Below are 8,819 nucleotides of genomic sequence, written 5' to 3'. Positions count from 1 at the left end.
GCCGAGACCGACATTCTCGACACCTGGGCGACCTCGTCTCTCACCCCGCAGCTGGCCGGCGGCTGGCAGCGCGATGACGAGCTGTGGAACCTCGTCGCCCCGTTCGACGTGCGCCCGCAGGGCCAGGACATCATCCGCACCTGGCTGTTCTCGACCATGCTGCGCTCGACGCTCGAAGACGGGCGCTCGCCCTGGAAGCACGCGTCGATCTCCGGCTTCATCGTCGATCCCGACCGCAAGAAGATGTCGAAGTCCAAGGGCAACGTGGTGACCCCGGCCGACATCCTCGACAAGCACGGATCGGATGCGGTGCGCTACTGGGCGGCCTCCAGCCGCCTGGGCGTGGACGCGGCGTTCGACCCGCAGAACCCGACGCAGATGAAGATCGGCCGCCGCCTGGCGATCAAGATCCTCAACGCCGCGAAGTTCGTGCTTTCGTTCCCCGTGCCCTCCGGCGCCCAGGTGACACACGCGCTTGACGCCTCGATGCTCGCAGCCCTCGACGAGGTCGTCGCTTCGGCAACAGAGGCGTACGACGCGTACGATCACGCTCGCGCGCTAGAGGTCACTGAGTCGTTCTTCTGGGCCTTCTGCGATGACTACCTGGAGCTCGTCAAAGAACGCGCCTACGATCAGACCGATGTCGGGCAGCCCTCCGCGGCGCTCGCCCTGCGCATCGCGCTGTCGACGCTGTTGCGTCTGCTCGCCCCGGTCGTGTCGTTCGCGACGGAAGAGGCGTGGAGCTGGTTCGAAGAGGGGTCAGTGCACACAGCGGCCTGGCCCACCGCGGGCGAGTTGGCCGGCGGCGACGCCTCCGTGCTCTCCGCGGCATCCGCTGCGCTGATCGGCATCCGCCGCGCGAAGACCGAGGCGAAGGCCTCGCAGAAGATCGCTGTCTCGCGCGCGGTGGTCGCCGCTCCTGCAGAGAGTCTGGAAGCGATCCGCTCGGCGGCAGATGATCTGCGCGCCGTCGGACGCATCGCGCAGCTTGAGCTCGTAGAGGGTGCTGAACTCGCTGTCACCGACATCGAACTGGCCCCGGTCGAGGAGAACTGATGCAGCTGGGCACGCGGTGGGCGGCAGGTTCGGATGCTCCGGCATCCGTTCCCGATGCGCTCCGCCCGGCGATCGCCGAAGTCGAGTCTCGTGGACTGACGGGCCACTGGACCCTCACGTGGCTGGAAGGCAGGCCCATTGCCGAGCTCGATGCCGGTTGGGAAGTGCTCGTCTCCTCTGACGGCGAGGTCATCGCCCGCCCGTTCGAGGACTGAACGTCCCGGTCGTCGAGCGAGTGGCGCGAGCCGAAACGCAGAGACGAAATGCCTCAGCGCCCGTTCAGCCCCACCTGCGCGAGCAGATGCTCTATAGCCCGCGGGTCCGCCTTGCGCGTATTCTCGGCCTGAATCGCAGCGAGCATCGCTTCATGACGCTCCTGTCGACGCTCAGCTCGCCGCGTCGCCCACCGCGTCACCGACGCGGCGAGACGAATCGACCAGCGCTCGACGGCGGTGGCACCACGGGGAAACGCCTGCGCGCGGGTGATCGCCATTGCGCTCATGATGAGGTCTCCGTCCTGTTCGTGAGGCTTCGCAACGGGAAGATGTCGGCGCGCACGCTCACTCGGCGCACGCCCTCACCTTTCTGATCTCGATACTTCTCGGAAGCCTCGTCGATGATGGCCTCGATCTTCTTGGTGAGCTCGACAGTCTGTTCCGCGGTCATGCTTATGCCGCTGGTCATCGATGTGCTGGCATCCGCCCACTCGACGGACTCTTTATCGATCCTGCTGGTGAAGAACTCCATGAGTTCGTCATGCCGACGACGATGAACCTCAGCGACGGCTACCTGCAGCGCCGCCTCACCGGCCGGTGATCCTTCCACGGCCCGCGAGTCGTAGACGATGCCCCCTTCGGGACGTTCCCACCACCGCTCACGTCCGCCCTTGTTGCTCTTGGCTTCCCTGATGAGCTCGTGAGTGGCCAGCGAACGCAGGTGGTAACTCGTGGCGCCGGATGACTCCCCGAGAATCTCAGCGAGTGTGCTGGCTGTCTGCGGGCCTTCCTGCGCGAGTATGTCGAAGATGCGCACGCGCAGCGGATGCGACAGGGCCCGCAACGCCCCGGCATCCAGAACCCGACGTTCGGCGGCTGCGGAAGGCTTTCTACTCTCGGTCATAATGCAAAGATACCTTTGCAAGTGTTTTTTTGCAAACTTTTCTTTGTATGCGTCGCGACCTCAATCTCCACCGAGGGTCTACCCGTAGGCTCGAGGCATGACCGATGCCGCGAATCCTCTCCTGATGCCATCCGCTCTCCCCTACGAGCTTCCTGACTACGCGGCGATCAGGTCCGAGCACTACCTTCCGGCGTTCCACGCCGCGTTCGAAGAGCACCTCGCCGAGATCCAGGCCATCACGAGGGTACGTTCGATGCCGACGTTCGAGAACACCATGGTGCCGCTGGAGCAGTCCGGCACGATGCTTGAGCGAGTCGCCCACGCGTTCTACACCGTCAGCTCAGCGGATGCCACGGCTGAGATCCAGGCGATTGATGAAGAACTCGCGCCCCTCATGGCAGCACACGACGACGCCGTGCGTCTGGACGCACAGCTGTATTGGCGGGTGAAGACGCTTCGAGAACAGCTCGCCGAGTTGTCGCTCGATAGCGAGAGCCGGTACCTCGTGGAGCGGCACTACCGCGAGATGACGCACGCCGGTGCGGGGCTGGACGAGGATGCGAAGGCACAGCTGACCGAGCTGAACCGAAAGTTGTCGACGTTGACCACGACGTTCGAACGGAATTTGCTGGCCGATACCAATGACCTCGCCGTGCTCTTCGACACCGCCGATGAGCTTGAGGGTCTGACGGCCGGTGAGCTCTCGGCGGCGGCGGGCGCCGCACGTGAGCGCGGCGATGACGGCTTTCTCATCTCGCTACCGCTGTTCACGGGACATCCGTATCTGGCATCGCTGACCAACCGGGAGAGCCGGCGCCGCATCATGGAGGCTTCGCTGTCGCGCGCCTCACGCGGCAATACGCACGACAATCGCGGCGTACTCGGCGAGATCGTCACGCTCCGCGCCGAGCGCGCGAAGCTGCTCGGCTACGCATCGCACGCGGCGTACGTCACCGCTGACGAAACCGCAGGTAGCGCCGAAGCCGTCTCCGACCTCTTGCACCGCCTCGCCCCGGCCGCAGCATCCAACGCTCAGGCAGAGCAGGCTGCGCTGCAGGCGATCATCGATCAGGGCGAGCCCGAGCCCTTCACGCTCGAAGCGCATGACTGGGCTTTCTATACCGAGAAGGTACGCGCCGCGAAGTACGACATCGACACCGCGGCGTTGCGCCCGTGGTTCGAAGCCGAGCGCGTGCTGCACGATGGAGTGTTCTTCGCGGCGACGCAGCTGTACGGTGTGACCTTCGCCGAGCGCGACGATCTCGTCGCCTACCACCCGGATGCGCGCATCTTCGAAGCGTTCAATCCGGGCGGTTCTCCGCTGGGACTGTATGTGCTCGACCTGTACACGCGCGACACCAAACGCGGCGGCGCATGGATGAATCCGATCGTCAGCCAGTCGGCGCTGCGCGGCACGGCACCGGTGGTCGTCAACAATCTCAACGTGGCGAGGCCCGCTGATGGACAGCCGACGCTCTTGACGCTGGACGAGGTCACGACGCTGTTCCATGAGTTCGGGCATGCGCTTCATGGACTTTTCGCGACGGTCAATTTTCCGCATTTCGCCGGTACCAATGTTTTCCGCGACTTCGTGGAGTTCCCGAGCCAGGTCAACGAGATGTGGATCCTCTGGCCCGAAGTGCTCGACAACTACGCGCGCCACTTCGAGACCGGCGAACCCTTGGATGCTGCGATCGTCGAGCGCCTGCGCGCCACAGAAGTCTTCAATCAGGGGCACGACACGAGTGAATATCTCGCCGCCGCATGGCTTGATCAGGCCTGGCATCGCCTTGGCGCCGGCGAACAGATTCCGGATGCTTCGGCCTTCGAGGCCGCAGCTCTCGCCGAGATCGGGCTCGATAATCCGGCCATTCCGACCCGCTACTCGTCGACCTACTTCGCGCACGTCTTCTCGGGCGGCTACAGCGCCGGGTACTACTCATACATCTGGAGCGAAGTGCTTGATGCCGACACCGTGGAGTGGTTCCGCGAGAACGGCGGTCTCACCCGCGAGAACGGCGACCGGTTCCGGGCTCGGCTGCTCGGTGTCGGCGGATCGAAGGATCCGTTGGAGGCGTATCGCGACTTCCGCGGCCGCGACGCCGAGATCGCTCCGCTGCTGAAGCGCCGCGGGCTGGGCGATGTGTCCTGAGCGCTTCGCTCGGAGAATTGCACGTACTTCGGAGCGTTCGCAGCGTTTCGCTCCGAAGTTGCTGCAATTCTCCGAAGTTACTGCACGCACTCACACCCAGCGCTTGAACGGGCGCGTTACAGCTGCGCGAGCGCTTTATACCAGGTCAGCTGGTGATAGCTCTGCTGCAGAAGCTCACCGAGCTCGTGCAGCGGCAGCTCCCGCACGCTGATCAACTCACCGTCGTCGAGTGACTGCTCAGAGAGGCGCACGCAGTCGCGCGCGAGGAAATGATGCACGCGATTACTGTGATTACCGAAGTTCGCCCAGGTCGATCCGAGATCGATGAGCTCACCGGCGACGAACCCCGTCTCTTCGCGCAGCTCGCGCGTCGCGGCATCCAGCGGCGCCTCATTGGCCTCGACCGCCCCGCCGATCGTCCCGAGCGCGACGATGCCCGCGCCGTGCCGGTACTCCTCTACGACGACCGCCTCGCCCTCTGGTGTCAATGCGAGTACCGAGATCCATTCAGCAGGTTCCAGCACGTAGTACGGCGATATCGTTCGCCCCGCAGCATCCACGCAGGTGTCGGCGCGAAGTCGTATCCACCGATCCGCAACGACGATCTCGGAGGCTGTGACTTCCCATGCAGTGGGGGCGACCTCGCCGCTCACGCGCTCTTGCGCTTGCGCTCCATGACGACGGTGGGCGCGGCGCCCTCTTCGACCGCAGCCTTCGTGACGACGACCTTCTTGACGTCGTCCGTCGACGGGATCTCGAACATGATGGGACCCAGCACGTCCTCGAGAATCGCTCGAAGCCCGCGCGCACCGGTCTTGCGCTCGACAGCGAGGTCGGCGATCGAGCGCAACGCGTCATCGTCGAAATCGAGTTCGACGTCATCGAGCTCGAACATACGCTGATACTGCTTGACCAGGGCGTTGCGCGGGCCGGTGAGGATGTCGATCAGCGCTTCCTGATCGAGCGGCGAGACGGATGCCACGACCGGGAGACGCCCGATGAACTCAGGGATCAGGCCGAACTTGTGCAGGTCTTCAGGCAGCACCTCGCTGAACAGATCGAGGTCTTTGGTCTTGTCGTGCAGCGGTGCGCCGAAGCCGACACCGTGCTTGCCCACACGAGAAGAGACGATGTCTTCGAGCCCCGCGAAGGCGCCAGCCACGATGAACAGCACGTTCGACGTGTCGATCTGCAGGAACTCCTGGTGGGGATGCTTGCGCCCGCCCTGCGGCGGCACAGCGGCCACCGTGCCCTCGATGATCTTCAGCAGTGCCTGCTGCACGCCTTCCCCCGAGACGTCGCGGGTGATCGAGGGGTTCTCCGACTTGCGGGCGATCTTGTCGATCTCGTCGATGTAGATGATGCCCTGCTCGGCACGCTTGACGTCGTAATCAGCGGCCTGAATCAACTTGAGCAGAATGTTCTCGACGTCTTCGCCGACGTATCCGGCCTCGGTGAGAGCCGTGGCGTCGGCAACCGCGAACGGCACGTTCAGACGCTTCGCGAGGGTCTGCGCCAGGTAGGTCTTGCCGCAGCCGGTCGGGCCGATCATCAAGATGTTGCTCTTGGCGATCTCGACCTCTTCGGCCTTCTGCTCGGCCAGCTGCAGCGTGCCGTGCGCGCGCACGCGCTTGTAGTGGTTGTAGACGGCAACCGCGAGAGAGCGCTTGGCCTGCTCTTGACCGACGACGTACTCTTCCAGGAACGAATAGATCTCACGCGGCTTGGGCAGCTCGAAATCGGCGACGCCCTCAGCCGAGGACTCGGCCATGCGCTCTTCGATGATCTCGTTGCACAGCTCGACGCACTCATCGCAGATGTACACACCCGGGCCAGCGATCAGCTGCTGCACCTGTTTCTGACTCTTTCCGCAGAAGGAGCATTTGAACAGGTCAGCACTTTCACCGATTCGGGCCATGCGCGTCCTCCTTGAGTGAACCTGAGATCCTCCTGAAAAGCCTAACCTCTCCCTCGGACACTCGGCCGCATTGGCACGGCACCCCTCAGATAAGACTCTTCGTGTGCCACACCGTCTTTGTCTCTGTGAAGGCGCCGATCCGCTCGGGTGATGCTGTGACCTCGCCCGGTGTGAGCACGCGCTTGAGCGTCTCGGCAGCAGAGATCTGCAGGTCGACCCAGTTAAGGTCTCCTGCTCCAGCAAGATCGAGAGCGTTGACGTCGGCGTGTGAGGCCAACCACGGTGCGATCTCTGCCGGCGATCCGGTCAGGATGTTCACAACTCCCCCGGGCACATCGCTCGTGGCCAGCACCTCAGCGAAGCTGATGGACGAGAGCGGATACCTCTCGCTGGCTACCACGACGACGGCATTGCCTGCGACCAGCGCGGGAGCGATCACCGAAACAAGCCCGAGCAACGCCGAATCCTGCGGTGCGATGATCGCGACGACGCCGGTGGGCTCGGGAACGGAGATGTTGAAGTACGGGCCCGCGACAGGGTTCGCGTTGCCGGCCACCTGGGCATATTTGTCGCACCAGCCGGCGTACCAGACCAACAGATCGACGGCCGCATCGACCTGGGCACCGGCGACAGCGGCCGTGACGCCCTCCTGGGCGACGATCTCGTCGACGAACTGCGCGCGGCGGCCCTCCAGCACTTCCGCGACACGGTAGAGCACCTGCCCGCGGTTGTACGCCGTGGCGCCTGACCACCCTTTCACTGCCGCACGAGCGGCGACGACCGCATCCCGGGCGTCCTTGCGAGAGCCCTTCGCCGCGTTCGCGAGGAACGCGCCTTTGGCCGAGACGACCTCATAGGTGCGTCCGGATTCGCTGCGCGGGAACTTGCCGCCGATCGCGAGCTTGTATGTCTTTGGCACTGTCAGACGCTTGCTCATGCTGAAGCTCCCTTGAGGTATGCGGTGAGACCGTGGCGGCCGCCCTCGCGGCCGTATCCGGATTCTTTGTAGCCGCCGAACGGGCTGGCCGGGTCGAAGCGATTGAAGGTGTTCGCCCAGATGACGCCGGCGCGAAGCCGATCGGCGACAGCGAGGATGCGCGAGCCCTTGTCGGTCCAGATTCCCGCCGACAGACCGTATGGGGTGTTGTTCGCCTTGGCGATCGCCTCGGCGGGCGTGCGGAACGTCAGCACCGAGAGCACAGGTCCGAAGACCTCGTCACGGGCGATGCGATGGGATGCCTCGACCCCCGTGAAGATCGTCGGCGCGAACCAGAAGCCCTTGTCTGGAATGGCGCAGTCGGCCGTCCAGCGCTCAGATCCCTCGGCCTCGCCGATGTCGCTGAGCTCGCGGATACGCGCCAGCTGAGCTGCGGAGTTGATCGCGCCGATATCGGTGTTCTTATCCAGCGGGTCGCCCAGGCGCAGCGTCGACAGGCGCGACTTGAGCCGGTCGATGACCTCGTCGTGAATCGACTCCTGCACGAGGAGTCGGCTGCCGGCGCAGCAGACGTGCCCCTGGTTGAAGAAGATGCCGTTCACGATGCCCTCGACGGCCTGGTCGATCGGCGCGTCATCGAACACGATGTTCGCCGCCTTGCCGCCGAGCTCGAGCGTGACCTTCTTGTCCGTGCCCGCGATCGCCTTGGCGATGTCGCGCCCGACACCGGTGGAGCCGGTGAAGGCGACCTTGTTGACGTCGGGGTGTCGCACGAGGGTCGCACCGGTGGAGCCGGCACCGGTGACGATGTTCACGACGCCGGCGGGCAGATCTGCCTGCTGAACGATCTCGGCGAACAACAGCGCCGTCAGCGGCGTCGTCTCAGCTGGCTTGAGCACGACCGTGTTCCCGGCCGCGAGGGCCGGCGCGATCTTCCAGGCGAGCATGAGCAGCGGGAAGTTCCACGGAATGATCTGTCCGGCAACACCATGAGCCCGGGGGTCAGCCCCCAGGCCGGCGTAGTCGAGCTTGTCGGCCCATCCGGCGTAGTAGAAGAACCAGGAGGCCACGAGGGGAACATCCACGTCGCGGCTCTCCTTGATCGGCTTGCCGTTGTCGAGGCTCTCTGCGACGGCGAGCTCACGCGAGCGCTCCTGCACGAGACGGGCGATGCGGAACAGGTATTTGCCGCGGTCGCGGCCGCTCATCTTCGACCAGACCTTGTCGTACGCCTTGCGCGCGGCGGCGACGGCACGGTCGATGTCGTCGTCGTTTGCGCCCGCGATCTCGGCGATGTGCGACTCGTCCGACGGTGAGATGGTGGCGAAGCTCTTGCCCGCACCGTCGACGAACTCGCCGTCGATGAAGAGGCCATAGCTGTCGCGCAGGTTCAGGATCGCCTTCGATTCAGGCGCCGGAGCATATTCCAGGAATGACATTAGAGACCTTTCGGTTGCTGAGCCTGTCGAAGCATCAGTCGATCGTGACGTAATCGGAGCCGGAGTAGTGACCGGTCGTGAGTTTCTGACGCTGCAGGAGAACGTCGTTGAGCAGGCTGGATGCTCCGAAGCGGAACAGGTGCGGCTGCAGCCATTCCTCCCCCGCGGTCTCCGCGACCGTGACGAGGTACTTGATCG

General features: G+C 64.5%; 9 protein-coding genes and 1 pseudogene. 3 read left to right on the top strand and 7 right to left on the bottom strand.

The features are described from left to right. Together Q1J95_RS11995 and Q1J95_RS11990 are read left to right on the top strand one after the other, a co-directional pair. On the top strand, nucleotides 1-1,056 hold a 1,056-nt coding region (locus Q1J95_RS11995; protein ID WP_300267830.1), incomplete at its 5' end, for a class I tRNA ligase family protein. Next, on the top strand, nucleotides 1,056-1,271 hold the full coding sequence (locus Q1J95_RS11990; RefSeq protein ID WP_300267829.1) for a hypothetical protein: 216 nt from the start codon (nucleotides 1,056-1,058) through the stop codon (nucleotides 1,269-1,271). The genes Q1J95_RS11995 and Q1J95_RS11990, both read left to right, overlap by 1 nt. Before the next feature lie 53 nt (nucleotides 1,272-1,324). Here Q1J95_RS11990 and Q1J95_RS11985 read toward each other — a convergent pair whose 3' ends face one another. Together Q1J95_RS11985 and Q1J95_RS11980 are read right to left on the bottom strand one after the other, a co-directional pair. Then, the gene (locus Q1J95_RS11985; RefSeq protein WP_300267828.1) at nucleotides 1,325-1,558 is read right to left on the bottom strand and encodes a hypothetical protein; all 234 of its coding nucleotides are present in this window, start codon (nucleotides 1,556-1,558) and stop codon (nucleotides 1,325-1,327) included. Beyond that, the gene (locus Q1J95_RS11980; protein WP_300267827.1) at nucleotides 1,555-2,175 is read right to left on the bottom strand and encodes a helix-turn-helix domain-containing protein; all 621 of its coding nucleotides are present in this window, start codon (nucleotides 2,173-2,175) and stop codon (nucleotides 1,555-1,557) included. The genes Q1J95_RS11985 and Q1J95_RS11980 overlap by 4 nt, the downstream gene beginning before the upstream one ends. Before the next feature lie 97 nt (nucleotides 2,176-2,272). On the opposite strand from Q1J95_RS11980, the gene Q1J95_RS11975 reads away from it, so the two are divergent. Next, nucleotides 2,273-4,327 (top strand): M3 family metallopeptidase, encoded by a 2,055-nt coding sequence (locus Q1J95_RS11975; RefSeq protein ID WP_300267826.1) that lies wholly within the window; start codon nucleotides 2,273-2,275, stop codon nucleotides 4,325-4,327. A 116-nt stretch (nucleotides 4,328-4,443) separates the two neighbouring features. Here Q1J95_RS11975 and Q1J95_RS11970 read toward each other — a convergent pair whose 3' ends face one another. From Q1J95_RS11970 to Q1J95_RS11950, 5 genes and pseudogenes are all read right to left on the bottom strand, one after another. Beyond that, complete coding sequence (locus Q1J95_RS11970) at nucleotides 4,444-4,980, bottom strand: NUDIX hydrolase (protein WP_300267824.1); 537 nt, start codon at nucleotides 4,978-4,980, stop codon at nucleotides 4,444-4,446. Beyond that, on the bottom strand, nucleotides 4,977-6,245 hold the full coding sequence (gene clpX, locus Q1J95_RS11965; protein ID WP_300267822.1) for an ATP-dependent Clp protease ATP-binding subunit ClpX: 1,269 nt from the start codon (nucleotides 6,243-6,245) through the stop codon (nucleotides 4,977-4,979). Before clpX ends, Q1J95_RS11970 begins: the two co-directional genes overlap by 4 nt. An 85-nt stretch (nucleotides 6,246-6,330) precedes the next feature. Next, complete coding sequence (locus Q1J95_RS11960; protein WP_300267821.1) at nucleotides 6,331-7,182, bottom strand: aldehyde dehydrogenase family protein; 852 nt, start codon at nucleotides 7,180-7,182, stop codon at nucleotides 6,331-6,333. Further along, entirely contained in the window at nucleotides 7,179-8,621 is a 1,443-nt protein-coding gene (locus tag Q1J95_RS11955; RefSeq protein ID WP_300267820.1) for an aldehyde dehydrogenase family protein, read from the bottom strand. Before Q1J95_RS11955 ends, Q1J95_RS11960 begins: the two co-directional genes overlap by 4 nt. A 34-nt stretch (nucleotides 8,622-8,655) precedes the next feature. After that, nucleotides 8,656-8,819 (bottom strand): annotated as a pseudogene (locus Q1J95_RS11950) (deoxyribose-phosphate aldolase); the annotation flags it as partial.

It is taken from the genome of Microbacterium sp. (genome assembly GCF_029263575.1).
GTDB lineage: Bacteria > Actinomycetota > Actinomycetes > Actinomycetales > Microbacteriaceae > Microbacterium.
The sequence above is the reverse complement of the archived record's forward strand: the minus strand, read 5'-3'. Positions and strand labels throughout refer to the sequence as shown.

Bases quoted from the DNA above. Each gene is read 5' to 3' on its own strand.
- Q1J95_RS11975 (WP_300267826.1), top strand. From the start codon at position 2,273: ATGACCGATGCCGCGAATCCTCTCCTGATGCCATCCGCTCTCCCCTAC.
- Q1J95_RS11960 (WP_300267821.1), bottom strand. From the start codon at position 7,182: ATGAGCAAGCGTCTGACAGTGCCAAAGACATACAAGCTCGCGATCGGC.
- clpX (WP_300267822.1), bottom strand. From the start codon at position 6,245: ATGGCCCGAATCGGTGAAAGTGCTGACCTGTTCAAATGCTCCTTCTGC.
- Q1J95_RS11955 (WP_300267820.1), bottom strand. From the start codon at position 8,621: ATGTCATTCCTGGAATATGCTCCGGCGCCTGAATCGAAGGCGATCCTG.
- Q1J95_RS11980 (WP_300267827.1), bottom strand. From the start codon at position 2,175: ATGACCGAGAGTAGAAAGCCTTCCGCAGCCGCCGAACGTCGGGTTCTG.
- Q1J95_RS11990 (WP_300267829.1), top strand. From the start codon at position 1,056: ATGCAGCTGGGCACGCGGTGGGCGGCAGGTTCGGATGCTCCGGCATCC.
- Q1J95_RS11985 (WP_300267828.1), bottom strand. From the start codon at position 1,558: ATGAGCGCAATGGCGATCACCCGCGCGCAGGCGTTTCCCCGTGGTGCC.